The organism is Nocardioides sp. ChNu-153, from assembly GCF_030466625.1.
Taxonomy (GTDB): Bacteria; Actinomycetota; Actinomycetes; order Propionibacteriales; family Nocardioidaceae; genus Nocardioides.
This window is the reverse complement of record NZ_JADEVT010000007.1, coordinates 47,154-70,450: the sequence shown is the minus strand read 5'-3', so window position 1 is coordinate 70,450 and position 23,297 is coordinate 47,154. Positions and strand designations below refer to the sequence as shown.

Below are 23,297 nucleotides of genomic sequence, written 5' to 3'. Positions count from 1 at the left end.
CCGGGGGTCCCCACCGTCACGCACGCGCAGCAGTCCCGTCGTACGACGGGAGCACCGGCCTAGGCTGACGAACGACCAGCCGCCCAGCACCGACCGCCCCCCGCGGGCGGAGGAGGAGAGAGACGTGAGCGAGAACCTGTCGAACCTGCTCAAGGAGGAGCGGCGCTTCGCCCCGCCCGCCGAGCTGGCGCGCGACGCCAACGCGACGGCGGCCACCTACGAGCGGGCCGCGGCCGACCGCCTCGGCTTCTGGGCGGAGCAGGCCGAGCGCCTCACGTGGGGCGAGCCGTTCACCGAGGTGCTCGACTGGACGAACCCGCCCTTCGCCAAGTGGTTCGTGGGCGGGAGGCTCAACGTGGCCTACAACTGCGTCGACCGCCACGTCGAGGCCGGCAACGGCGACCGGGTCGCGTTCCACTTCGTCGGCGAGCCCGGCGACACCCGCGACATCACCTACGCCGAGCTCAAGGACCTGGTCTCCCAGGCGGCCAACGCCCTCACCGACCTCGGCGTCCGCGCCGGCGACCGGGTCGCCATCTACATGCCGATGATCCCCGAGGCCGTCGTCGCGATGCTCGCGTGCGCCCGGCTCGGCGCCCCCCACACCGTCGTCTTCGGCGGTTTCTCCTCCGACGCGCTCGCCTCGCGCATCGAGGCCTGCCAGGCCGAGGTGGTCGTCACCTCCGACGGCGGCTACCGCCGCGGCGCGCCCTCCGCGCTCAAGCCCGCCGTCGACGACGCCGTCGCGAAGCTGCCGGACGGCAGCGTGCGCAGCGTGCTGGTGGTGCGCCGTACCGGCCAGGACCTGCCGGAGGGCTCGTGGGTCGAGGGACGCGACGTCTGGTGGCACGACGTCGTCGAGGCCGCCTCCACCGAGCACACCCCCGAGCTGTTCGACGCCGAGCAGCCGCTCTACGTCATGTTCACCTCCGGCACGACGGGCAAGCCGAAGGGCATCCTGCACACCTCGGGCGGCTACCTCACCCAGTGCGCCTCCACCTTCTGGTCGACCTTCGACCACAAGCCGGAGACCGACGTCTACTGGTGCACCGCCGACATCGGCTGGGTCACCGGGCACTCCTACATCGTCTACGGCCCGACGGCGAACGGCGCCACGCAGGTGCTCTACGAGGGCACCCCCGACTCCCCCCACAAGGGCCGCTGGTGGGAGATCGTGCAGGAGAAGAAGGTGACGACGCTCTACACGGCGCCCACCGCCATCCGCACCTTCATGAAGTGGGGCGACGACATCCCCGCGCAGTACGACCTCTCGTCGCTGCGCCTGCTGGGCTCCGTGGGCGAGTCCATCAACCCCGAGGCCTACGTCTGGTACCGCGAGAACATCGGCGGCGGCAGCGCCCCGATCGTCGACACCTGGTGGCAGACCGAGACCGGCGCCCACATGATCAGCCCGCTGCCGGGCGTCACCGCGGGCAAGCCGGGCTCGGCCATGCTCGCCGTGCCCGGCATCGAGGTCGCGGTCGTCGACAACGACGGCAACCCGGTCGGCAACGGCGAGGGCGGCCTGCTCGTCATCACCGAGCCGTGGCCCGCGATGCTCCGCACCATCTGGGGCGACGACCAGCGCTACCAGGACACGTACTGGTCGCGGTTCCCCGAGCAGGGCTACTACTTCGCCGGCGACGGTGCCAAGCTCGACGAGGACGGCGACATCTGGCTGCTCGGCCGCGTCGACGACGTCATGAACGTCTCGGGCCACCGCCTGTCGACCACCGAGATCGAGTCCGCGCTCGTCTCCCACCCGAAGGTCGCGGAGGCCGCAGTGGTGGGCGCCGCCGACGAGACCACCGGTCAGGCCGTCTGCGCCTTCGTCATCCTCCGCGAGGAGGCGGGCGACGGCGGCGCCGACATCGTCGAGGAGCTGCGCAGCCACGTGGCGAAGGAGATCGGCCCCATCGCCAAGCCCCGCCAGGTGATGGTCGTGCCCGAGCTGCCCAAGACCCGGTCGGGCAAGATCATGCGGCGTCTGCTGCGCGACGTGGCCGAGCACCGCGAGGTGGGTGACGTGACCACGCTCGCCGACTCCTCGGTCATGGACCTGATCTCGAAGGGCCTCTCCACCGACAAGGCCGACGGCTGAGCCGGTAGCACCGGTCCCACCGCCCGACCCGCACCACCCGCAGGACCCCGTGGCCCGGCCGCGCGGCGTACCCCCGCTCACCGGGGCGCGCCGTGCGCCGGGCCGTGCCACGCCTGCGTTGTAGGGTCGGGCGAGACGCAGCTGCGCCGCCGCCCGCACCACCACGAGCCACCAGGGGATGACTCCATGACGACCGACCCGGTCAACCCGGTCAAGGACACCGAGCCCACGATCGGCCAGCTCGTGGCCGACGCGAGCCGCGACGTGTCCACGTTGCTGCAGAAGGAGATCGAGCTCGCCAAGGCCGAGCTCAAGGTCAGCGTGAGGAACGGCGGCACGGGCGCCGTCCTGTTCGCCGTCGCCGGCTTCCTCGGCCTGCTGGCGATCATCCTGCTGTCGATCGCCTTCGCCCACCTCATCCACTGGAACGGCGACGGCCTCGACCTCCACTGGGCCTACCTCATCGTCACCGGCGCCTACCTGCTGCTCGCCGGGCTGCTCGTGTTCCTGGGCATCCGGAAGGTCAAGAAGGTCCGCGCCCCGGAGCGCGCCATCCGCCAGGGCAAGCAGATCCCCCCGGCGCTCAAGGGCAAGGTCGGCTGACCTCCCGCTCCCGCAGCGCCTCGCGCGCCCCCGTGGCTCCGGGCGGCCCCGCCGCCCCCGACGCGCCCCGCCGGCCCAGGCCCGCGGGGCGCTGTCGCGTCCGGGCGCCGATCCGCGTCGCGGCGCTGTCACCCCGTCGTACGACGCGCGCCCTTCAGGCCGCGCAGGCCCCGGTGGCCACCTCGACGGACGACGCCCGGCCGGCCTCGCCGGCGCTGGCGACCTGGGCCGCGGTGAGCGCGTAGCCCGTGTCGGTGTCGGTCACCGACGCCGCGAAGATGACGCCGACGACCTGGCCCGAGGCGTCGACCACCGGGCCGCCGGAGTTGCCGGGCCGCACGAGGCCGCGCAGCGAGAAGACGTCGCGCACGGTGCGGCCCTCGCCGTAGATGTCGGGCGAGCGCAGCTGCTGCTGGGCGCGGATGCGGGCCGGCTGCACGTCGTACGGCCCGTCCTGCGGGTAGCCGAGGATCGCCACGCTCTCCTCCGTCGCGCCCTCGCCGAAGGCGAGCGGGGAGAGGCCCTGGTCGTCGAGCGCCAGGACCGCGACGTCGACCTGGGGGTCGTAGTGCACGACGCGGGCCTGCACCCACTCGCCGCCGAGCTCGACGCGAGGCTCGTCCACCCCGGCCACGACGTGGGCGTTGGTCATGAGGCGGTCGTCGGCGTAGAGGAAGCCCGTGCCCTCGACGCCGCGGCCGCAGTCGTTGTCGCCGCGGATCTTCAGCACGCGGCTCTGGGCACCGACGACGCCGGCGGCCTGCAGCGTCTCCCGGTCGCCCGGGGCGACCTCGACGATGCGCTCGGGCGCGAACGGCTCGAGGTAGCGCGGGAAGAAGGAGGTGCCCACGACGCCGTTGAACGCCTCCAGCGCGCGGTCGGCCTCGCCCGGCAGCACCGTGTCGACCTTCGCCAGCACCGCCGAGCTGCGCACGGCCTCGGTCACGCCCGCGATGCGGGTGCCGGAGACGGCGACGCCGAGGGCCCAGGCGACGAGGAGCACGGCGAGCGCGCTGAGCGCCGCCCCACCGAGGGCGTCGACGACGCGCGCCGGCTGCCACGTGACGTGGTCGCGGGCGCGGGAGCCCAGGTACTGGAAGCTGGCCTGCCCGATCGAGGCGAGCAGGATGACGATGAACAGCGCCCCCAGCGAGACCCACAGCCCCGGCTCGGCGTCCCCCAGCACGAGCGGCGCCAGCACGATGCCGGCGAGCCCGCCGACCAGCAGCCCGGCCGTCGCGAACGCGCCCGTGATGAAGCCCTGCCAGTAGCCCGACAGCGCGTAGGTGCCCACGAGCAGCAGCAGCACCCAGTCCAGCCAGTTCATCCGTCGCTCTCCTCGATGTCGGCCATCGGCCCCTCGATCGGGGCCTCGACCGGCTCCTGCCGCACGGTCTGCGGTCCCGCGCGCTCGGCGCCGCCCAGCATGTACGACGGGAGCGCCGTCGTGAGCGTGTCGTCCCACGGCTCGCTCCACCCGAGGAAGTCGAGCAGGCGCGCGACGATCCCCCCGGTGAAGCCCCAGAGCACCACGTCGTGGTCCTCGCCGATGAGGAAGCCCGGCGACGACCAGCCCGACGGTCCGCGGACGGTGCGCCGCCAGCGGGGGTCGACGAGGTCGGCGACGGCGACGCGGTGGATCGCGTGCACCTCGTCGGCGCTGCGCACCGACACGGTGCCGGGCGAGGCCCACCAGGCGACGACCGGCACGACGGCGAAGTTGCTCGGCGGCAGCCAGAGCTCGGGCAGCCGGCCCACGACGTGCACCGACGCCGGGTCGAGGCCGATCTCCTCCCACGCCTCGCGCAGCGCGGCCTGCTCGTGGGTCTCCCCGGGGTCGAGGCTGCCGCCGGGGAACGAGACCTGCCCGGGGTGGGAGCGCATGTGGTGGGCCCGCTCGGTGAGCAGCAGCTCGGGGCCGCGCTCGCCCTCCGCGAAGACCATGAGGACGGCGCCCGGGCGGGCGTCGCCGCCGGGCGGGGGCGTGAACGCGGTGAGGTGCTCGGCCCGGATCGTGGCCAGCGCGTCGGTGATCGGGCGCAGCCAGTCGGGGGCGCCCGCGGGGCCGACGGTCCCGTCGCTGCCGGACGCGCTCACCGCTGCAGCCCCAGGTGCTCGTCGACGAGGTCGAGCAGCTGCTCGGTGGACTTCAGGGCGACCGCCTCGCTGAACACGACCTGCCCCGACGCGTCGACGAGCGTCGTGACGGGCAGCCCGCGGTTGAGGGCGAGGAACGCCTCCTGGGTGCCCAGGTACTCCTGCGTGTCGACGAGCAGCGGGTAGGTCACGCCCGACTCGGCGACCAGCTCCATCGCCCCCTCCGGGTCGAGCTCGTTGTAGGCCACGCCCACGGTGGCGACCTGGTCGCCGTACTGCTCGTGGAAGGCCTGGAGCAGCGGCATCTCCTCGCGGCACGGGCCGCACCAGCTGGCCCAGAAGTTGAGCAGCAGCGGACCCTCGAGCGAGCTGAGGTCGACCGCCTCGCCGCCACCGAAGCACGGCAGGACCGCGCTGGGCAGGCCGCCGTCGACCGCCTCGCCGGCGCCGGGCACGCAGGGCGCGACGCCCGCGTCGGCCTTGAGCGCGCGGAGCTCGGGGCTGTCGACCACCAGGTCGCGCGGCCCGACGCTGGGCACGACGTACGCCTCCCCGTCCCGCGAGCCCTCCCCCGAGGGCGCGCAGCCGGCGAGCGCCCCGGCGAGGGCCAGGAGGGCGGCGGCGGCCGCCGTACCCCTCACGCGCGACCCTCGGTGCGCACCAGCGCCTCGGCGAGCACGGGGTCGGTCGGGCCCTCCCCGAACGCGGGGCACCAGCGGGCCACGGGGCAGGCGCCGCAGGCGGGCTTCTTGGCGTGACAGCGGCGGCGGCCGTGCCAGATGAGGTGGTGGGACAGCATCGTCCAGTCGCGGCGCGGGAAGAGCGCGCCGATCGCGTGCTCGACCTTCACCGGGTCGGTCTCCTCGGTCCAGCCGAAGCGGCGCACGAGGCGACCGAAGTGGGTGTCGACCGTGATGCCGGGGACGTCGAAGGCGTTGCCCAGCACGACGTTGGCCGTCTTGCGGCCCACGCCGGGCAGCGTCACGAGGTCCTCGAGGCGGGGCGGCACCTGCCCGTCGTACCGCTCCACCAGGGCCTGGCTCAGCTTGAGCAGCGCGTCGGTCTTGGCGCGGAAGAAGCCGAGCGGGCCGACGATGCCCTCGAGGACGGCGCGGTCGGCGGCGGCCATCGCGGCGGGGTCGGGGTACGCCGCGAACAGCGTGGGCCGCACCGCGTTGACCCGCTTGTCGGTCGTCTGCGCGGAGAGCACGGTGACGACGAGGAGCTCGAAGGGGTTGGCGAAGTCGAGCTCGCAGCGGGCGTCGGGATAGGTCTGCGCCAGCACCCGGTCGATCTTCCGGGCACGGCGGACCAGGGCGACGTCAGGCACCCCGACAGGGTACGGGTCGCCACCGACCGGCGTGCCGTCCCACGGCCTGGCGGCGCCGGAGGCGCGGCGCCGCTAGGATGCGGGGTGGCCGTGGCGTGCGCCACGACCGACACCGTCTCCCCGGGAGGATCTTGTGGACATCGACGTGCTGCGTCAGGCGCCGCTCTTCAGCGCGCTCGACGACGAGGCGATCGAGTCTCTCGTCGAGTCGCTGGCCGAGACCCGCCTGCGGCGCGGCGAGGTGCTGTTCCACGAGGGCGACTCCGGGGACAAGCTCTACGTCGTGCTGGACGGCAAGGTGAAGCTCGGCCGCACCTCCGCGGACGGTCGCGAGAACCTGCTGGCCATCCTCGGCCCCGGCCAGATGTTCGGCGAGCTGTCGCTCTTCGACCCGGGCCCGCGCTCGGCGACCGTCACCGCGGTGACGGAGTCGACCTTCGCGTCGCTCTCCCACGACGACCTGCAGGGCTGGATCGAAGGACGTCCGAGCGTCGCCCGCGGCCTCCTCGCCCAGCTCGCCGCACGCCTGCGCAAGGCGAACGACGTCGTGGCGGACCTCGTGTTCTCCGACGTGCCCGGTCGCGTCGCCAAGGCGCTCATCGACCTCGCCGACCGCTTCGGCCGCACCGCCGACGACGGCGTGCACGTGCACCACGACCTCACGCAGGAGGAGCTGGCGCAGCTCGTCGGCGCCTCGCGCGAGACGGTCAACAAGGCGCTCGCCGACTTCACCTCGCGCGGCTGGCTGCGCCTGGAGCCCCGCTCCGTCGTCATCATGGACATCGAGCGGCTCTCGCGCCGCGCGCGCTGAGCGCAACTGCGGTCTCCCCACCTCGGTGGGGGGAAGCTCCTCAGAGCCCGAGGTACGCCAGCTGGGCCCGCACGCTGAGCTCCGCGGCGCCCCAGAGCACGGGGTCGACGTCGGCGTAGACGACCTCGACCACCCGGCGCGGCAGGGTCTCCGCGTCGAGCTGCTCCACCTCCCGCAGGCCGGCCACGGCCGTCTCGACCTGCTCGAGCCGGGAGCGCCGGTGGGCGATGTAGGAGTCGAGCGCGGCCAGCGCGTCGTCGATCACCGGGCCGTGCCCGGGCCACACGACGCGCGCCTCCTCCCGCTCGGCCAGCGCGTGCAGCCGGTCGAGGGAGTCGAGGTAGGCGCCCAGCTGCCCGTCGGGGTGGGCCACCACGGTCGTGCCGCGGCCGAGCACCGTGTCGCCGGTCAGCACCGCCCGCTCGGCGGGCAGCACGAACGACAGCGAGTCGGCCGTGTGCCCCGGCGTCGCGACGACGTGCACCTCCAGCCCGTCGACCTCGACGACGTCGCCGTCGCCGAGGCCCTCGGACCCCAGCCGGTACGCCGGGTCCAGCGCCCGCACGCCGCAGCCGGCCCGCTCCGCGAACGCCCTCGCGGCCTCGGAGTGGTCGAGGTGGTGGTGGGTGAGCAGCACCGCGCCGACCCGGCCTTCGGCGGCCTCCAGCACCGCGTCGAGGTGGGCCTCGTCGGGCGGCCCGGGGTCGACCACCACGGCGCGGGCGGCGCCCGGCTCGCGCAGCACCCACGTGTTGGTGCCGTCGAGGGTCATCGTCCCGGCGTTGGGGGCCAGGACGCACCGGCCCCGCTCGCCGAAGGTGCCGCCGTGCCACGCCTCCACGCCTGCCGCCACCCGCCCCACCTCAGCCGCGGTGCGCCGCGAGGACGGGACGCATCCGGTCGGGCATCGACATCGTCCAGCCGCCGTCCGGCAGCCGCTCGACGTCGGGCTCGAACATCTCCACGGTGCGCCGACCCGCCTCGGCGAGGACGGCCGCGGCGCTCGGCTGCTGGGCCACGTCGAGGCACGTGAGGTACGTCGGGGGCATCATCGCCGTGCCCCCGGTCTCGGCGGCGACCACGGCGTCGGCCGCGGGCACCCACTCCACCGAGGACGACTCCGTCGAGACGTCGCGGGTGCGCTGGCCCGCGGGCAGGGCGGCGGCGAAGAACCACGTGCGGTAGCGCTTCGGCTCGAAGCGGGGCGTCACCCAGGCGTCCCAGACACCGAGCAGGTCGGTGCGCAGCACCAGGCCGCGGCGGGCGAGGAAGTCGGTGAAGGCGAGCTCGTGGGTCTCCAGGGCGACCCGGTCGGCCTCCCAGTCCGCCCCCGTCGTGTCGGCGACGACCTCGTCGGCGGAGGCGCCGGCGAGCAGCACGCCGGACTCCTCGAACGTCTCGCGCACCGCGGCGCAGACCAGCGCCGCCGCCCGCTCCTCGTCGACGCCGAGACGCTCGGCCCAGGCCGCGGGCGACGGCCCGGCCCAGCCGCCGTCACCCAGGTCGGCGTCGAAGTCGCGCGGGTCGACCCCGCCGCCGGGGAACACCGCCATGCCGGCCGCGAACGCCATCGACGTGTGCCGCCGCAGCAGGTAGAGCTCGGGACCGCCGGGGTCACCGGCGCCGTCGCGCACGAGCACGACCGTCGCGGCGTCACGGGGCTCCGCGGGCGTGCGCCGCCCCGCGGCGTACTCCCCCGCCAGCGCGACGACCTCGTCGGGCACGGGCACCGGCGGCAGCGGGATCCGCACGCTCAGACCTCGACGACGATCTCGACCTCGACGGGCGCGTCGAGCGGCAGCACCGGCACGCCGACCGCGGAGCGCGCGTGCACCCCGGCCTCGCCGAAGACCCGGCCCAGCAGCTCGGAGGCCCCGTTCGCGACCTGCGGCTGCCCCGTGAAGTCGGGGGTCGAGGACACGAACGCGACCACCTTGACCACGCGCTTGACCAGGGCCAGGTCACCGATCTCGGCCTTGACGGCGGCGAGGGCGTTGAGCGCGCACTGCTGCGCGCAGGCCACGGCGTCCTCGGGGCTCACCGCTCCCCCGACCTTGCCGGTCGCCATCAGCTCGCCGCCGCGCATGGGCAGCTGGCCGGACGTCATGACGTGGATGCCCGAGCGGACCGCCGGCACGTACGCCGCGACCGGCTTGGCGACCTCGGGCACCGTCAGGCCGAGCTCGGCCAGGCGCTCCTCGGGGTGCGCCACTGCTCAGCCCTGGCCGGGACGCTTGAGGAAGGCGACGAGGCCGCCCTGGGCGTTGGTGTGGATGGCCACCAGCTCCCAGCCGTCCTGGCCGAAGTTGTTCAGCATCAGTGCCTCGTTGTGGAGCGGAATCGGCGCCACCTGGTACTCCCACTTCGTCATGCGGGGCACCCTACTCGGCGCGCTCGCCGCCCGACCCGTGCGACGCCCGGCTCGACGGCGGGCCGGGGCGGGAGCGGCGTCGGATCCACCCGCAGGCGGACGCGGGGCGGGTACGGCGCGCCGTACGCTCACCGGTCATGACGACCGTCGCCGTGCTGCCGCGGCAGCCCCGACGGCTGGGCCCGCGGGGGGCCGCGCTCCTCGACCTGGCGGTGGTCGGGGGCATCGGGTTCCTGGCGTTCGTGGGCGGCGTCAGCCTCTCCTCCGTCGTCGCCCTGGGGCTCGGCGCGGCGCAGACCCTGCCGCTGCTGTGGCGCCGCCACCACCCGGTGGCGACCTTCGCGGCGGTCGTCGCGGCGAGCGCGCTGCAGGTGCCGCTCCTCGGCGATCCCCTGCCCAGCCAGCTCGCGTTCCCGGTCGCGGTCTACTCCGTGGCGCGGTTCTCCTCCGCCCGGGCGGGCTACGCCGCGCTCGCCACGGGGCTCGTGGCCGCCGTGGTCGCGGCGCTCGACTGGACGATGGCGTACGGCGACGGGCTCGTGGCCGCCCGCAGCTACGCCGTCACGATCGGGCTCATCGTGCTCGCCGCCTGGGCGCTCGGCACGCTGGGGCGCACGCGGGCGGCGTACGTCGACGCCCTCCTCGCCCACACCCAGCACCTCGCCCGCGACGCCGAGCAGCGCGCCGAGCTCGCCGCCTCCGACGAGCGCGCCCGCATCGCCCGGGAGATGCACGACGTCGTCGCCCACGGCCTGTCGGTGATCGTGGTGCAGGCGGACGGGGCGCGCTACGCCGCCGCCAAGGACCCCGACGTCGCCACCCGCACGCTCGAGACGATCGCCGGCACGGGGCGCGAGGCCCTCACCGAGATGCGCCGCCTGCTCGGCCTGCTCCGCTCCGACCGCACGGGCACCGCCCCGTAGCCCGGCCTGGCGGACCTGCCCCACCTCCTCGACCAGGCCGCCGCCGACGGCCTGCCGATCATCGCGAGCCTTCCCGACCCGGCCCCCGCCGTGCCCGACGGGACGGCCCTCGTCGTCTACCGCGTCGTGCAGGAGGCCCTCACGAACGTACGGCGGCACGCCGGCCCCGTGGACACCGTGGAGGTCGTCGTCGCCGAGGCACCGGGGGAGGTCGTCGTGCGGGTCACCGACGACGGACGCGGTGCCGCTGCGACCCCGGGCCGCGACGCCCCGTCGGGCGGCCTCGGACTCGTGGGGATGCGCGAGCGGGTGCGCGCGGCCGGTGGCAGCGTCACCGCCGGCCCGCGGCCCGGCGGCGGGTTCGAGGTCGGTGCGAGGATCCCCGTGTGAGCGTCACCGAGCCGATCCGCGTCTTCCTCGTCGACGACCAGCAGATGGTGCGGGCCGGCTTCCGCATGCTGGTGGAGAGCCAGGACGACCTGACCGTCGTCGGCGAGGCCGGCGACGGTGAGGAGGCGCTGCGCCGCCTGGGCGCCGTCACCGCCGACGTCGTGCTCATGGACGTGCGGATGCCCCGGATGGACGGCGTCGACGCCACCCGCCGGCTGGCCGCCGAGGCCGCCGCCGGACGACCGGTCCCGCGCGTCATCGTGCTCACCACGTTCGACCTCGACGAGTACGCCTTCGCCGCCCTCAAGGCCGGTGCCTCGGCGTTCCTCCTCAAGGACGCGACCCCGCCCGAGCTGCTCGAGGCCGTCCGGCGGGTGCACGCCGGCGACGCCGTCGTCGCGCCGTCGACGACCCGCCGGCTGCTCGACCACTTCGCCGCGACGCTGCCCGACGGGGCCGGCCCGGGTGCGACGGCGGCGGGCCCGCCCGCGGCGGGGGACGCCGTACCCGACCCGAGGCTCGCGAACCTCACCGACCGCGAGGCCGAGGTGCTGGAGCTCGTGGGCCGCGGCCTGTCCAACGGCGAGATCGCGACCGCGCTCTTCGTCGGCGAGGCCACCGTGAAGACCCACGTCAGCCGCCTGCTGGCCAAGACCGGCTCCCGCGACCGCGTGCAGCTCGTCGTCCTCGCCTACGAGACCGGCGTCGTCTCCGCGGGCTGAGCGCCGCGCCCGGACCGGGGCCGTCATCCCCCGGGGGGGGACGGCCGGCCACGGGGGCGTCCACCCCCCGGCGTACGGCGGCAGCCCCGCCCGCCGCAGGATCCACCGGTCGCCGGACGACCCGGGGGCCCCGCCGTACCTAGCGTCCTGGTCATGTCCACGACACCCTTCACCGACCTGGTCCACCCCGCGCCGAGCGGCCCCGCGCCGGCCGCCAGCGCCCGCGGCCTGACGAAGACCTACGGCCGCGGCGACGCCGAGGTGCACGCCCTCCGCGGCGTCGACCTCGACCTCCCGGCCGGTCGCTTCACCGCCGTCATGGGCACGTCCGGCTCCGGCAAGTCGACCCTCATGCACTGCCTCGCCGGCCTCGACCAGCCGACGTCGGGCACGGTCAGCATCGCCGGCAAGCGGCTCGAGGGGCTCGACGACGACGCCCTCACCCGCTTCCGCCGCGACCACGTCGGCTTCGTGTTCCAGGCGTTCAACCTGCTGCCGATGCTGACGGCGGGGCAGAACATCCTGCTGCCCTTCGAGCTGGCCGGGCGCCGCGTCGACGCCACGGTGCGGGCCCGCTACGACGAGGTCGTCGCCACCCTGGGCCTCACCGACCGGGTCGGCCACCGGCCCGGCGAGCTCTCCGGCGGCCAGCAGCAGCGCGTCGCGATCGCCCGTGCCCTCGTCGCCCGGCCCGAGATCGTCTTCGCCGACGAGCCGACCGGCAACCTCGACTCCGACACCTCCGCCGAGGTGCTCGGCTTCCTGCGCCGCTGCGTGCGCGAGCTCGGCCAGACCGTCGTCATGGTGACCCACGAGCTCGACGCCGCGGCGTACGCCGACGACGTCGTCGTGCTCGCCGACGGCGCCGTGCGCGCCCACCTCGTCGACCCCACCCCCGAGCAGCTCCTCGCCACCCTGCGTCCCGGCGCCGGGGCCCGCACCGCCGGGGGCACCCGATGAGGACGGTGCTGCTCGCGTCGCTGCGCACCCACACCCGCCGCTACGTCGCCGCCGTCCTCGCCGTGGCGATCGCGGTCGCGTTCGTGGTCGTCACCGACGCCCTCGCCTCCTCGGCCCGCGGCGGGCTGACCGGCGAGGTCGGCAAGCCCTACGAGAAGGGCGACCTCGTCGTCACCGGTGGCGGGCTGGACGGGTGGCCGAACAACACCGGCGTCGAGGCCGTCGTCGACCTGGCCGAGGAGCGGGGCGACGCCGCCGTGCCGCTGGCCCAGACCTGGCTGACGGTCGAGCGCGCCGACGGCTCGACCGTCGCCACCGACGCCGAGATCGGCACCTGGGCCGACGACCCGTCCCTGGTCTGGCAGGACGTCGTCGAGGGCCGCGGTGCCGAGGCGCCCGACGAGGCCGTCGTCAGCGCCTCGCAGGCCCGGGCCCGCGACGTCGCCGTCGGCGACGAGCTCGTCGTCGGCAGCGGGGAGGGCGCGACCACCCTCACCGTGGTCGGTCTCGCCGACGGCACCCGCCTGGCCTCCAGCGCCCTGTGGGTGCCGTTCGCGACGATGCGCACCCTCGAGGGCTGGTGGGCCGAGACGGTCACGTACGCCGTCGCCCCCGGTGGCGACGTCGACGCGGCCGCCGACGCGATCGCGGCGCTGGGCGACGACGGGTCGGGCAGCGTCGACGCCGACGTCGAGACCACCGGCCTGCTCGAGACGTTCACCCCGGCCGAGGTCGCGGACGACCGGCTGCAGCAGGCCAACCAGCAGGTCGACGTCATGGCGATGCTCGTGCTGCTCTTCGCCGCCATCGCGGCGGTCGTGTCGGTGATGGTCATCGCCAACACCTTCTCCATCCTCTTCGCCCAGCGCCTGCGCGACCTCGCGCTGCTGCGCTGCGTCGGCGCCACCCGCCGGCAGGTGCGCCGGGCGATCCGCCTCGAGGCCCTCGTGGTCGGTCTCCTGGCCTCGCTGACCGGCCTCGCGCTGGGCGCGGCCCTGGGGTACGGCGGCGTCGCGCTGCTGCGGGCGAGCGTCGACTTCCCGCTGGGCGCTGTCCGGCCCTCGCCCCTGTGGTGGGGCGCGGCGTTCCTCGGCGGCGTCGTCACCACGGTGGTCGCCGCGTGGCTGCCCACCCGCACCGCGACGCGGGTGAGCCCGCTGGCGGCCCTGCGCCCCGAGGCCGCGCCGTCGGTGCGCACGACCGCGGGCCGGGCCCGGATCGCGCTCGGCGGGCTCGTGCTCGTCGCGGGCGGCGTGGGACTCGCCCTGGCGGTCGCCACGGCGAACCTGCTCGTCATGGTCGCCGGCGGCACCGCGTTCTTCGCCGGCGTCGTGCTGCTCGGGCCCGTCGTCGTGCCGGCGCTGCTGCGGCTCGTGGGGCTCGCGGTCCGGCGTACCGGCCCCGCCGCCCGCATCGCGGGCGACAACGCGGTGCGCAACCCCCGTCGTACGGCGGCCACCACCGCCTCCCTGCTCATCGGGGTCACGCTCACCACCGCCGTGCTGACGGGGATGGCGAGTGCCCGGTCGGCGACGGCGGTCGAGCTGGACCAGCAGTTCCCGGTCGACGTCACGGTCGCCGCCGACGCCGGCCCGCTCGACGCCGACCTCGCGGACCGGCTCGCCGAGGTGCGCGGCGTCGACGCGGCGCTCGTCGTGCCCGGCGGCCTCGCCGCGGTCGCCCCCGCCGCGGGCACCGACACCGGCGGCCTGCCCCCGGAGGAGGTCTGGTCCAGCGACACCCTCCCGCTCGCGGCACCGGCCGCCGCCGAGGACGCCGACGGGTCCCTCGACGAGGTCGTCCGCGGGGACCGCACCATCGCCGCCCCGGCGGACGACGAGATCGCGGTGCCCTACGACGTCGTCGGCACCGCGGGCGTGCCCGAGCGGGTCGAGGTGACGACGGCCGCCGGCACCCGCACGCTCACGCCGCGGCTGGTCGACAGCGGGTGGGGCTCGGCGGCCCTCGTCTCTCCGGCGACGCTCCAGGCGCTGGTCGGGGACGACACGGAGCCGTACGCCGTGTGGTTGCGCGCCGACGACGGCGCCGACGTCGACGACCTCGTCGCCGACCTGGAGGCCGCCGCCAGCGGCAGCGGGGCCGGCGTCACCCCGCTCGTGCAGCAGCGGGACTGGGTCGACACCCAGCTCGACGTCGTGGTGATGGCGGTCGTGGGCCTGCTGGGCATCGGCGTGCTCATCGCGCTCGTCGGCATCGGCAGCACGCTCGGCCTGTCGGTGCTGGAGCGGGCCCGGGAGAACGCGCTGCTGCGGGCGCTCGGCCTGACGCGCCGGCAGCTGCGGCGCACGCTCGCCGCGGAGGGGGTGCTGCTCTCGGTGGTGGCGACGCTGCTCGGCACGGCCGTCGGGGTGTTCTTCGCGGTGATCGGCGTGCGCGTCATGGTGCAGCCGGCCATCGGCGACGCCGCGCTCGTGCTGCCCTGGGGCCAGCTCGCGGCCGTCGTCGCCGTCGCCGCCCTGGCCGGGCTCGTCGCCTGCGTACTGCCCGCCCGCCGGGCCGCACGCATCAGCCCCGCGGCGGGGCTGACGGCGGACTGAGGCGCGGGCCCCGCGTCTCGCCGTACCCCACCCGGGGCGGGGCCCGACGTAGTCCCTGACGTTCCCGACGTCCCGACCGGCGTGTCGCGACGGTTTCGTCAGGGACTACGGCGTCCCGTGGGCGGAGGCTCAGCCGGCGAAGGCGTCCTTGCCGGGGCCGAGCACGGGCTCCCAGGCACGGACGGTCTGCTCGACGACGACGCCGATCGTGACGAAGGGGTCCTCGGCGGTCATCGCGCGCACCTCGTCGGCGGAGCCGCCGCGGAAGAGCAGCAGGGCGCCGGGGGCCTCGTCCGCGCCCCACGGGCCGGAGACGACCATGCGGCCCTCGTCGGCGAGGCCCGCGAGGTACTCCCGGTGGGCGGCGCGGTGCTCGTCGCGCAGCGTGACGTCGTCGGAGTAGGCGTAGGTGACGGCGTAGATCGAGGTCGACATGGCTCGATCCTCACACGCCGGACCCGCCACCCGCCCCGTGGCTAGGATCGCGAGGTGCCCCCCGCCACGGTCCCCGACGCCACCCACTGGCGCGACGTGCAGCTCCACGTGGTCACGGGCAAGGGCGGCACGGGCAAGTCCACGGTCGCCGCGGCGCTCGCGCTCGCGCTGGCCTCCACCGGTCGCAGCGTCCTGCTCTGCGAGGTCGAGGGCCGCCAGGGCATCGCCCGGATGTTCGACGTCGACCCGCTGCCCTACGAGGAGCGCCAGATCGCGAAGGGGCTGCCGGCCACGCCCGGTGCCACCGCCCCGGACGGCTCGCCCCGGGGCCCGGCGGGCACGGTGCACGCCCTCCACATCGACGCCGAGTCGGCGCTGCTCGACTACCTGGCGATGTACTACCGCCTCGGTCGCGCCGGCCGCGCCCTCGACAAGTTCGGCGTCATCGAGTTCGCGACCACGATCGCTCCGGGCGTGCGGGACGTGCTCCTCACCGGCAAGGTCTTCGAGGCGGCGAAGCCGGGGCGCCGCGGCAAGGGCGCCCGCCAGTACGACGCGGTCGTCCTCGACGCCCCGCCGACGGGCCGCATCACCCAGTTCCTCAACGTCTCCGACGAGCTCGCCGGCCTGGCCAAGGTGGGTCCCATCAAGTCGCAGGCCGACCTGATGATGACGCTGTTCCGCTCCTCGCGCACCGCGGTGCACTTCGTGACGGTGCTCGAGGAGATGCCCGTGCAGGAGACGGCCGACGGCATCGCCGACCTGCGCCGCACCGGCCTGCCCGTGGGCGGCGTCGTCGTCAACCTGACCCGCCCGGACGAGCTCGACGCCGAGGACCTCGCCCAGGTCATCGCGGGCACCGCCGACCCCGCCGCGCTCGCGGGCGACCTGGCCGCCGCCGGCCTCGAGGGCTCCCCCGACGACCTGGGCGCCCTGGCCGAGCACCTGCTGGCCCAGGGCCGCGACCACGCCGAGCGCCGGGCGCTGGAGGACTCGCAGCGGGCCCTCGTGGCCGGGTACGACGTGCCCACCTACGAGCTGCCCCGCCTCGCCGGCGGCGTCGACCTCGGCGGTCTCTACGAGCTCGCCGCCCACCTGCGGCGCCAGGGCATGGCATGAGGCACGTGACGAGGGAGGACGCATGACGGTCAGCAGCACCGACCCCGGCAGCGCGGCCGCGCGGTCGGCGACCCACCGTCGCAGCAGCCACCGCGTGGGCCCGCTGGCCGGCACCGAGGGCCCCGCGCCGTACCTCGACCTCGACGCGCTCCTCGACGACCGGGGCACCGGGATCGTCGTGTGCTGCGGCTCCGGAGGCGTGGGCAAGACGACGACGGCGGCGGCGCTGGCGATGCGCGCCGCCGAGCGCGGCCGGAAGGTGGTCGTGCTGACGATCGACCCGGCCCGCCGCCTCGCGCAGTCGATGGGCATCGAGGAGCTCGACAACACCCCCCGCCCCGTCACCGGTCTCGACACCTCGGCGGGCGGCAGCCTCGACGCGATGATGCTCGACATGAAGTCGACCTTCGACGAGGTCGTCGAGAGCCAGGCCAGCCCGGAGAAGGCGCGGGCCATCCTGGAGAACCCGTTCTACGTCGCCCTGTCGAGCTCGTTCGCGGGCACGCAGGAGTACATGGCCATGGAGAAGCTGGGCCAGATCCACCGGCAGGCGGAGGCGGACGGCACCTACGACCTCATCGTCGTCGACACCCCGCCCTCGCGTTCGGCGCTCGACTTCCTCGACGCCCCGGAGCGGCTCTCCAGCTTCCTCGACGGGCGGTTCATCAAGCTGCTGCTGGCACCTGCCAAGGGTCCGGCCCGCGTGATGAGCATGGGCTTCGGGCTCATCACCAACGCGCTGACCAAGGTGCTCGGCGCCCAGGTCCTCACCGACCTGCAGACGTTCGTCGCCGCGTTCGACACCGTCTTCGGCGGCTTCCAGCAGCGCGCGCAGCAGACCTACTCGCTGCTGCAGGACTCCCGTACGGCGTTCGTCGTCGTCGCCGCGCCGGAGCGGGACGCGCTGCGCGAGGCGGCGTACTTCGTCGAGCGGCTGGCCGACGACCGCATGCCGCTCGCCGGGCTCGTCGTCAACCGGGCGCACCCGCACCCACCGGTGGAGCTCAGCGCCGAGGAGGCGCTGGCGGCTGCGCAGCGCCTGGAGCGCCGCCGCGACGACGCCGGGTTGCACGACCCCGAGCTGACCGAGGGCCTGCTGCGGCTGCACGCCGACCACGTCCGCATCACGGAGCGCGAGGCGGCGCTGCGGGCCCGGTTCGCGGCCACGCACCCGGAGGTGCCGACGGCGGTCGTGCCCGCACTGGCCAGCGACGTGCACGACCTGGACGGCCTGCGGCGCGTCGGCGAGCTGCTCGCCCCCGGCTGAGCGGGACGGCGAGGCCCGGGACGCTCAGACCGCGGCGGTGGTGTGCTCGTTGCGCGCCGACTCCAGCACGTCGCGCCACGACGCGGCCGGGCGACGACGCAGCAGGGCGCGGCGCTCACGCTCGGTCATGCCGCCCCACACCCCCCACTCGATCTGGTTGTCGAGCGCCTCCGCGAGGCACTCGGTGCGCACGGGGCAGCCCTGGCACAGCTGCTTGACGCGGTTCTGCTCGGCCCCCCGCACGAAGAGCTCGTCCGGCTGCGCCTGTCGGCACACGGCCTTCGTCGTCCACTCCTCGACCCACATGTGACGTCCCCACCCCGTTCACGCCCGGTGCACGGCCCCACGCCCCGCACCCGGCTCTCCAACCCAACGGGACCAAGGTAAAGAAGTCGCAAGGTCCGCGGCAGACCCATTTGCGTCAACCGTGGTAGTCGGAAGGGACTAGGCCGTTGGTCCCGGGTGGTCCCGTGACCGGGACCGGGACGGGGCGCGGGGCCGGCGTGCGGGACGGGTCGGGAAAGGCCCCGACCCCGGGGCGGTCCCGTACCCTTGGGGACCATGTCCCCCTCCGCACCCGAGCGTCTCACGGCGGGACGCGTCGTGAAGCACCTCCTGGTGATGCTCGCGGCCTCCGTCGTGCTGGGCGTCGTCGTCTCCGGCCTCGCCCTGCCCTTCGCGGGCATGGCCGGCATCTCGGCCCGCAACGTCTCCGAGAGCGTCAAGGAGCTGCCGGCCGAGCTCGAGACGCAGGCCCTGCCGCAGCGCAGCCGGATCCTCGACGCGAACGACAACGTGATCGCGACGATCTTCGACGAGAACCGCGTCAACGTGCCGCTGACCCAGGTCAGCCCGTTCATGCGCCAGGCCATCGTGTCGATCGAGGACTACCGGTTCTACGAGCACGGGGCGCTGGACCTGCAGGGCACCCTGCGCGCGCTCATCGTCAACCAGGCCAACAGCGGCGTCGTGCAGGGTGGCTCCTCGATCACCCAGCAGATGGTGAAGCTGACACTGGTGCAGCAGGCCGGCGACGACGAGCAGGCCCGCGCCGAGGCGACGGAGGAGACGTTCAGCCGCAAGATCCAGGAGCTGCGCTACGCCATCGCGATCGAGAACACCTACTCCAAGGACTGGATCCTGGAGCGGTACCTCAACCTCGCCTACTTCGGCAACGGCGCCTACGGCATCCAGTCCGCGGCCCGCACCTACTTCGGCACGAGTGCGGCGGACCTGACGCTGCCCCAGGCCGCCCTGCTCGCCGGCCTCGTGCAGAACCCCGTCGGCCTCGACCCGACGGTCAACCCCGACCGCGCGCTGCAGCGGCGCAACGTGGTCATCGACCGCATGGCCCAGCTGAACGTCGTGACCGACGAGGACCAGCAGGCGGCCCGCTCCACCGACCTGGGCCTCAACGTCCGCGCGCCGTCCAACGGCTGCGTGTCGTCGGTCGCCCCGTTCTACTGCGACTACGTGCTGCGCTACCTGCTGGCCGACCCGTCCCTGGGCGAGAGCGAGGACGCGCGCCGCTCGCTGCTCTACGAGGGCGGCCTGACGATCCGGACGCCGCTCATCCAGACCTACCAGGCCTCCGCCGACGAGGCGGTCGCCGACGCGGTCGACCCGACCGACAACGCCATCGGCGGGCTCGCCATGGTGGAGCCGGGCACGGGCTACGTCCGGGGCCTGGCGCAGTCGCGCCCCATGGGCACGAACATGGAGGCGGGCCAGACCTACCTCAACTACACGGTGCCCGAGCGGCTCGGCGACTCCAACGGCTTCCAGGCCGGCTCCACGTTCAAGACCTTCGTGCTCGCGGCCGCGCTCGAGCAGGGCATCCCGGTCTCGTGGGGCATCAGCTCCCCCGAGCAGATCGCCGTCCGCGAGTCCACGTTCCGCGACTGCGACGGCGAGCCCTACGGCGGTTCGACCGCGTGGGAGCCGTCGAACTCCACCGACTCGGGCTACATGACGATGACGACCGGGACCCGGCTCTCGGTCAACACGTTCTACGCCCAGCTCACGCAGCGCACGGGCCTGTGCCAGCCGTTCGAGCTCGCCCGCGCCATGGGCGTCGAGCTCGACAACCCCACGGGCGAGGAGCAGCCGGGCCGCCTGGCCGAGCGGGTGCCGTCCTTCGTGCTCGGCGTCGCGGACGTCAGCCCCGTCGAGATGGCCGAGGCCTACGCGACCTTCGCCGGCCGCGGCGTCCACTGCGACGCCCTGCCGGTCGTGCAGATCTCCGACTCGGGCGGCAACGTCGTCAAGACCTACGACCCGACCTGCGACCAGGTGCTCACGCCCGAGGTCGCGGACGCCGTCAACGAGATCCTGTCGGGCGTGCTGGCCCCGGGCGGCTTCGCCGCCGCGCAGAGCCTGGGCATCGACGACGCGGGCAAGACCGGCACCACGCAGAACGCACGCTCGGTCTGGTTCGCGGGCTACACGCCCAACCTGGCGACGGTGGCGATGATCGCCGGCGCCAACGAGGTCGGCACCCCGATCTCGCTCGAGGGTCAGCGCGTCGGCGGGCGCCGGTTCGGCAACGTCTCGGCCTCCCGGTTCGTCGCCCCCATCTGGGGCGACGCGATGCGCGGGATCCGCGACGAGCTGCCCGGCGACGACTTCACGCCGTACAGCGCCTCGGCCCTGCGCGAGGCCGTCGGCCCGCCGGACCCCCAGGGCTCCGTCGGTCTCGGCGGTCGCGCCACCACCCGCATCAGCGGGGACGACGACTGACCCCGGCTGACGCCCGTACGACGACACGAGGCGCCCGTCCCCCTCGGGGGGCGGGCGCCTCGTCGTCCGTCGGCCCCTCGCGGGGCGGACCTCACCAGCCCGCGTGCTGGCCCGTGAGGTTCACCGAGCCGCCGACGTCGCCGTCGGCCAGGGCGCGGACCTCGCCGGCCACCCAGGCCTCCACGCCGTGCTCGGCGAGCAGTCGCAGGGCGGTGTCGACCGAGCCGGGGTCGGTGAGCGCCACCATCCCGACGCCGCAGTTGAGCGTCGCCTCGACGTCGGCCTGGGGCAGGTCGCCCACGCGGCGCACCAGGTCGAAGACGGGCTGCGGGGTCCAGGTGCCGCGGTCGATGGTCGCGGTCAGCTCGGCCGGCATGACCCGCTCGAGGTTCGCCGCGAGGCCGCCGCCGGTCACGTGGGCCATGGCGTGGGTCGCGGTGCCGCGGGCCAGCGCGAGGGCGGGCTTGGTGTAGATCCTCGTCGGCGTCAGCAGCTCGGCGCCGAGCGTGCCGCCCAGCTCCTCGACCTGGCGGTCGAGCTCCCACCCGGCGCCGGCGAGGAGCACGTGGCGCACGAGGGAGTAGCCGTTGGAGTGCAGCCCGCTCGAGGCCATCGCGATGACGACGTCACCGGGGCGCACGCGGCCGGGCCCGAGCATCTGCTCCGCCTCGACGACGCCGGTGGTGGCGCCCGCGACGTCGTAGTCGTCGGGGCCCAGCAGGCCCGGGTGCTCCGCGATCTCCCCGCCGACCAGCGAGCAGCCGGCCTCGACGCACGCCTCGGCGATGCCCTTGACGATCGCCGCGATGCGCTCCGGCACGACGCGGCCGGTGGCGATGTAGTCGGTCATGAACAGCGGCTCGGCGCCGCAGACGACGAGGTCGTCGACGACCATGCCGACGAGGTCGAAGCCGATGGTGTCGTGCTTGTCCATCGCCTGGGCGATGGCCACCTTGGTGCCCACCCCGTCGGTCGACGTGGCCAGCACGGGGCGGTCGTAGGCCTTGAGCGCGCTCGCGTCGAACAGCCCGGCGAAGCCGCCGAGCCCCCCGATGATCTCGGGCCGCCGGGACTTCTCCACCCAGCCCTTCATGAGGTCGATGGCGCGGTCGGCCGCCTCGATGGAGACGCCGGCGGCGGCGTACGCGTTCTCGGCGGGGTCGGTCACGTCAGCTGCTCCTGGGGGCCGGGTGCGGGAGTGCAGGTGGTGCGGGAGTGGGTCGGGCGCCGGGTACGACGGTCAGGGCCGGCGCAGCGCGTCGGCGGCGCCGCCCCCGGCGAGGGAGGCGGCGAGGCCGTCGACGTCGGTCGTCGTCGCGACCGGCGGCGAGCTCGGCGCGGAGCGCTGGATCTCCAGGACGTCCTTGCCCAGGTGGGTGGAGTCGGGCAGGTCGATGGGGTAGACCCCGTCGAAGCAGGCCCGGCACAGGTCGTCCTTCGGCACCGCCGTGGCGTCGATGAGGTCGTCCAGGTCGATGTAGCCGAGCGAGTCCGCGTCGATCGAGCGGCAGATCTCGTCGACGGTCAGGCCGTTGCCGATGAGCTCGGCGCGGGTCGCGAAGTCGATTCCGTAGAAGCAGGGCCACTTCACCGGCGGCGAGGAGATCCGCACGTGCACCTCGCGGGCGCCCGCCTCGCGGAGCATGCGTACGAGCGCGCGCTGCGTGTTGCCGCGCACGATCGAGTCGTCGACGACGACGAGCTTCTTGCCCTCGATGACGTCGCGCAGCGGGTTCAGCTTCAGGCGGATGCCGAGCTGGCGGATCGTCTGCGACGGCTGGATGAAGGTGCGCCCGACGTAGGAGTTCTTGACCAGACCGGTGCCGTACGGGATGCCGGACGCCTCGGCGTACCCGATCGCGGCGGGGGTGCCGGACTCGGGGACGGGGATGACGAGGTCGGCGTCGACGGGGAACGTCTTCGCGAGGCGGCGGCCGATCTCGACGCGCACGCTGTGCATCCGCTTGCCCGTCATCACCGTGTCGGGGCGGGCGAGGTAGACGAACTCGAAGAGGCAGTGCTTCGGCGCGGGCTCCGCGAAGGTGCGGCTGCGCAGGCCGTCGGCGTCGACGGCGACGAGCTCGCCCGGCTCGATCTCGCGGATGAAGGACGCGCCGACGATGTCGAGCGCCGCGGTCTCCGACGCGACGACCCAGCCGCGCTCGAGGCGGCCGAGCACCAGCGGGCGGATGCCCTGGGGGTCGCGCGCGGCGTACAGCGTGTCCTCGGTCATCCACACGAACGAGAAGGCACCGCGCACCTGGGGCAGCAGCTCGACCGCGCGCTCCTCGACGGTGGTGTCGGGGTGGTCGGCGAGCAGGGCGGTGACGACGCTCGTGTCGTTCGTCGAGTTCTGCTCGGGGCGGTGGACCTTGAGGTCGAGCTCGCCGTCGAGGACGCTGCGGTCGCGGACCATCTCGGCCAGCTCGGCGGTGTTGATCAGGTTGCCGTTGTGGGCCAGCGCGATCGAGCCGTGCGCCGTCGGGTGGAAGGTCGGCTGCGCGTTGTGCCACGTGCTCGCGCCGGTGGTGGAGTAGCGCGAGTGGCCGATCGCGACGTGGCCCTGCAGCGCGTCCAGCGTCGACTCGTCGAAGACCTGCGAGACGAGCCCCATGTCCTTGTAGACGAGGATCTGGCGCCCGTTGCTCACCGCGATGCCCGCCGACTCCTGGCCGCGGTGCTGCAGCGCGTAGAGGCCGTAGTAGGTCAGCTTCGCCACGTCCTCGCCCGGCGCCCACACCCCGAAGACGCCGCAGGCGTCCTGCGGGCCCTGGTCCTGGGGGTCGAGTGCGGCGGTCAGTCGACCGTCACCGCCCTTGCGTGTGCTCACGGAGTTGGCCACCCGGCCATGGTACGGCGCGCCCCGCCCGC

General features: G+C 74.6%; 23 protein-coding genes. 11 read left to right on the top strand and 12 right to left on the bottom strand.

Annotated features, from left to right (window positions below):
• Positions 1–124: 124 nt before the first annotated feature.
• Together acs and INN71_RS10860 are read left to right on the top strand one after the other, a co-directional pair.
• The gene (gene acs / locus INN71_RS10865) at positions 125–2,101 is read left to right on the top strand and encodes an acetate--CoA ligase (protein ID WP_277498843.1); all 1,977 of its coding nucleotides are present in this window, start codon (positions 125–127) and stop codon (positions 2,099–2,101) included.
• Between the two features lie 186 nt (positions 2,102–2,287).
• Positions 2,288–2,704, top strand: a complete 417-nt coding sequence (locus tag INN71_RS10860; RefSeq protein WP_277498842.1) for a phage holin family protein — start codon at positions 2,288–2,290, stop codon at positions 2,702–2,704.
• 154 nt (positions 2,705–2,858) lie between these two features.
• On the opposite strand, the gene INN71_RS10855 is transcribed toward INN71_RS10860, so the two are convergent.
• Genes INN71_RS10855 through nth form a run of 4 tightly spaced genes read right to left on the bottom strand, consistent with a single transcriptional unit; the run spans position 2,859 to position 6,131 of the window.
• The gene (locus INN71_RS10855) at positions 2,859–4,031 is read right to left on the bottom strand and encodes a MarP family serine protease (protein ID WP_277498841.1); all 1,173 of its coding nucleotides are present in this window, start codon (positions 4,029–4,031) and stop codon (positions 2,859–2,861) included.
• Complete coding sequence (locus INN71_RS10850) at positions 4,028–4,801, bottom strand: CoA pyrophosphatase (protein ID WP_277498840.1); 774 nt, start codon at positions 4,799–4,801, stop codon at positions 4,028–4,030. The genes INN71_RS10855 and INN71_RS10850 overlap by 4 nt, the downstream gene beginning before the upstream one ends.
• Positions 4,798–5,442, bottom strand: coding sequence for a TlpA disulfide reductase family protein (locus INN71_RS10845; RefSeq protein WP_277498839.1), 645 nt, complete (start codon positions 5,440–5,442; stop codon positions 4,798–4,800). The genes INN71_RS10850 and INN71_RS10845 overlap by 4 nt, the downstream gene beginning before the upstream one ends.
• Positions 5,439–6,131 (bottom strand): endonuclease III, encoded by a 693-nt coding sequence (nth, locus tag INN71_RS10840; protein WP_277498836.1) that lies wholly within the window; start codon positions 6,129–6,131, stop codon positions 5,439–5,441. The genes INN71_RS10845 and nth overlap by 4 nt, the downstream gene beginning before the upstream one ends.
• A 133-nt stretch (positions 6,132–6,264) precedes the next feature.
• Here nth and INN71_RS10835 point away from each other — a divergent pair, with 133 nt between their 5' ends.
• Positions 6,265–6,942 (top strand): Crp/Fnr family transcriptional regulator, encoded by a 678-nt coding sequence (locus INN71_RS10835; protein WP_277498834.1) that lies wholly within the window; start codon positions 6,265–6,267, stop codon positions 6,940–6,942.
• Positions 6,943–6,982: 40 nt separating this feature from the next.
• Here INN71_RS10835 and INN71_RS10830 read toward each other — a convergent pair whose 3' ends face one another.
• Genes INN71_RS10830 through INN71_RS10815 form a run of 4 tightly spaced genes read right to left on the bottom strand, consistent with a single transcriptional unit; the run spans position 6,983 to position 9,313 of the window.
• Complete coding sequence (locus INN71_RS10830) at positions 6,983–7,795, bottom strand: MBL fold metallo-hydrolase (RefSeq protein WP_277498832.1); 813 nt, start codon at positions 7,793–7,795, stop codon at positions 6,983–6,985.
• A gap of 10 nt (positions 7,796–7,805) precedes the next feature.
• On the bottom strand, positions 7,806–8,693 hold the full coding sequence (locus tag INN71_RS10825; RefSeq protein ID WP_277498830.1) for an NUDIX hydrolase: 888 nt from the start codon (positions 8,691–8,693) through the stop codon (positions 7,806–7,808).
• A gap of 2 nt (positions 8,694–8,695) precedes the next feature.
• Complete coding sequence (locus INN71_RS10820) at positions 8,696–9,154, bottom strand: RidA family protein (protein WP_277498829.1); 459 nt, start codon at positions 9,152–9,154, stop codon at positions 8,696–8,698.
• A gap of 3 nt (positions 9,155–9,157) precedes the next feature.
• Positions 9,158–9,313: a hypothetical protein gene (locus tag INN71_RS10815; RefSeq protein ID WP_172268980.1), complete on the bottom strand. Its 156-nt coding sequence runs from the start codon at positions 9,311–9,313 to the stop codon at positions 9,158–9,160.
• Positions 9,314–9,450: 137 nt separating this feature from the next.
• Here INN71_RS10815 and INN71_RS10810 point away from each other — a divergent pair, with 137 nt between their 5' ends.
• From INN71_RS10810 to INN71_RS10790, 5 genes are all read left to right on the top strand, one after another.
• A complete protein-coding gene (locus tag INN71_RS10810) occupies positions 9,451–10,236 on the top strand; it encodes a sensor histidine kinase (RefSeq protein ID WP_277498826.1) in 786 nt (261 codons plus the stop codon).
• Between the two features lie 90 nt (positions 10,237–10,326).
• A complete protein-coding gene (locus INN71_RS10805) occupies positions 10,327–10,626 on the top strand; it encodes a sensor histidine kinase (RefSeq protein ID WP_277498825.1) in 300 nt (99 codons plus the stop codon).
• Positions 10,623–11,348: a response regulator transcription factor gene (locus INN71_RS10800; RefSeq protein ID WP_277498823.1), complete on the top strand. Its 726-nt coding sequence runs from the start codon at positions 10,623–10,625 to the stop codon at positions 11,346–11,348. The genes INN71_RS10805 and INN71_RS10800 overlap by 4 nt, the downstream gene beginning before the upstream one ends.
• 153 nt (positions 11,349–11,501) lie before the next feature.
• Positions 11,502–12,308 (top strand): ABC transporter ATP-binding protein, encoded by an 807-nt coding sequence (locus INN71_RS10795; RefSeq protein ID WP_277498820.1) that lies wholly within the window; start codon positions 11,502–11,504, stop codon positions 12,306–12,308.
• A complete protein-coding gene (locus INN71_RS10790; protein ID WP_277498818.1) occupies positions 12,305–14,866 on the top strand; it encodes an ABC transporter permease in 2,562 nt (853 codons plus the stop codon). The genes INN71_RS10795 and INN71_RS10790 overlap by 4 nt, the downstream gene beginning before the upstream one ends.
• A 129-nt stretch (positions 14,867–14,995) precedes the next feature.
• Here INN71_RS10790 and INN71_RS10785 read toward each other — a convergent pair whose 3' ends face one another.
• Positions 14,996–15,301: a YciI family protein gene (locus INN71_RS10785; protein ID WP_277498817.1), complete on the bottom strand. Its 306-nt coding sequence runs from the start codon at positions 15,299–15,301 to the stop codon at positions 14,996–14,998.
• A 54-nt stretch (positions 15,302–15,355) separates the two neighbouring features.
• On the opposite strand from INN71_RS10785, the gene INN71_RS10780 reads away from it, so the two are divergent.
• Both INN71_RS10780 and INN71_RS10775 read left to right on the top strand, forming a co-directional pair.
• Entirely contained in the window at positions 15,356–16,420 is a 1,065-nt protein-coding gene (locus tag INN71_RS10780; protein ID WP_277498815.1) for an ArsA-related P-loop ATPase, read from the top strand.
• A 22-nt stretch (positions 16,421–16,442) separates the two neighbouring features.
• A complete protein-coding gene (locus INN71_RS10775) occupies positions 16,443–17,687 on the top strand; it encodes an ArsA-related P-loop ATPase (protein WP_277498814.1) in 1,245 nt (414 codons plus the stop codon).
• A 24-nt stretch (positions 17,688–17,711) separates the two neighbouring features.
• Here the strand turns inward: INN71_RS10775 and INN71_RS10770 are convergent, their stop codons facing one another.
• The gene (locus tag INN71_RS10770) at positions 17,712–17,993 is read right to left on the bottom strand and encodes a WhiB family transcriptional regulator (protein ID WP_277498813.1); all 282 of its coding nucleotides are present in this window, start codon (positions 17,991–17,993) and stop codon (positions 17,712–17,714) included.
• Positions 17,994–18,248: 255 nt separating this feature from the next.
• On the opposite strand from INN71_RS10770, the gene INN71_RS10765 reads away from it, so the two are divergent.
• Positions 18,249–20,426 (top strand): transglycosylase domain-containing protein, encoded by a 2,178-nt coding sequence (locus INN71_RS10765; RefSeq protein WP_277498812.1) that lies wholly within the window; start codon positions 18,249–18,251, stop codon positions 20,424–20,426.
• Between the two features lie 91 nt (positions 20,427–20,517).
• On the opposite strand, the gene purM is transcribed toward INN71_RS10765, so the two are convergent.
• Together purM and purF are read right to left on the bottom strand one after the other, a co-directional pair.
• Positions 20,518–21,594 carry a phosphoribosylformylglycinamidine cyclo-ligase gene (purM, locus tag INN71_RS10760; protein ID WP_277498811.1) on the bottom strand — a complete coding sequence of 359 codons (1,077 nt, stop codon included), beginning with the start codon at positions 21,592–21,594 and terminating at the stop codon, positions 20,518–20,520.
• A 72-nt stretch (positions 21,595–21,666) separates the two neighbouring features.
• Entirely contained in the window at positions 21,667–23,268 is a 1,602-nt protein-coding gene (purF, locus tag INN71_RS10755) for an amidophosphoribosyltransferase (RefSeq protein ID WP_277498809.1), read from the bottom strand.
• Positions 23,269–23,297: the final 29 nt, after the last annotated feature.

Bases quoted from the DNA above. Each gene is read 5' to 3' on its own strand.
- INN71_RS10765 (WP_277498812.1), top strand. From the start codon at position 18,249: ATGTCCCCCTCCGCACCCGAGCGTCTCACGGCGGGACGCGTCGTGAAG.
- INN71_RS10795 (WP_277498820.1), top strand. From the start codon at position 11,502: ATGTCCACGACACCCTTCACCGACCTGGTCCACCCCGCGCCGAGCGGC.
- INN71_RS10790 (WP_277498818.1), top strand. From the start codon at position 12,305: ATGAGGACGGTGCTGCTCGCGTCGCTGCGCACCCACACCCGCCGCTAC.
- INN71_RS10770 (WP_277498813.1), bottom strand. From the start codon at position 17,993: ATGTGGGTCGAGGAGTGGACGACGAAGGCCGTGTGCCGACAGGCGCAG.
- INN71_RS10775 (WP_277498814.1), top strand. From the start codon at position 16,443: ATGACGGTCAGCAGCACCGACCCCGGCAGCGCGGCCGCGCGGTCGGCG.
- INN71_RS10815 (WP_172268980.1), bottom strand. From the start codon at position 9,313: ATGACGAAGTGGGAGTACCAGGTGGCGCCGATTCCGCTCCACAACGAG.
- INN71_RS10810 (WP_277498826.1), top strand. From the start codon at position 9,451: ATGACGACCGTCGCCGTGCTGCCGCGGCAGCCCCGACGGCTGGGCCCG.
- INN71_RS10860 (WP_277498842.1), top strand. From the start codon at position 2,288: ATGACGACCGACCCGGTCAACCCGGTCAAGGACACCGAGCCCACGATC.
- INN71_RS10855 (WP_277498841.1), bottom strand. From the start codon at position 4,031: ATGAACTGGCTGGACTGGGTGCTGCTGCTGCTCGTGGGCACCTACGCG.
- INN71_RS10785 (WP_277498817.1), bottom strand. From the start codon at position 15,301: ATGTCGACCTCGATCTACGCCGTCACCTACGCCTACTCCGACGACGTC.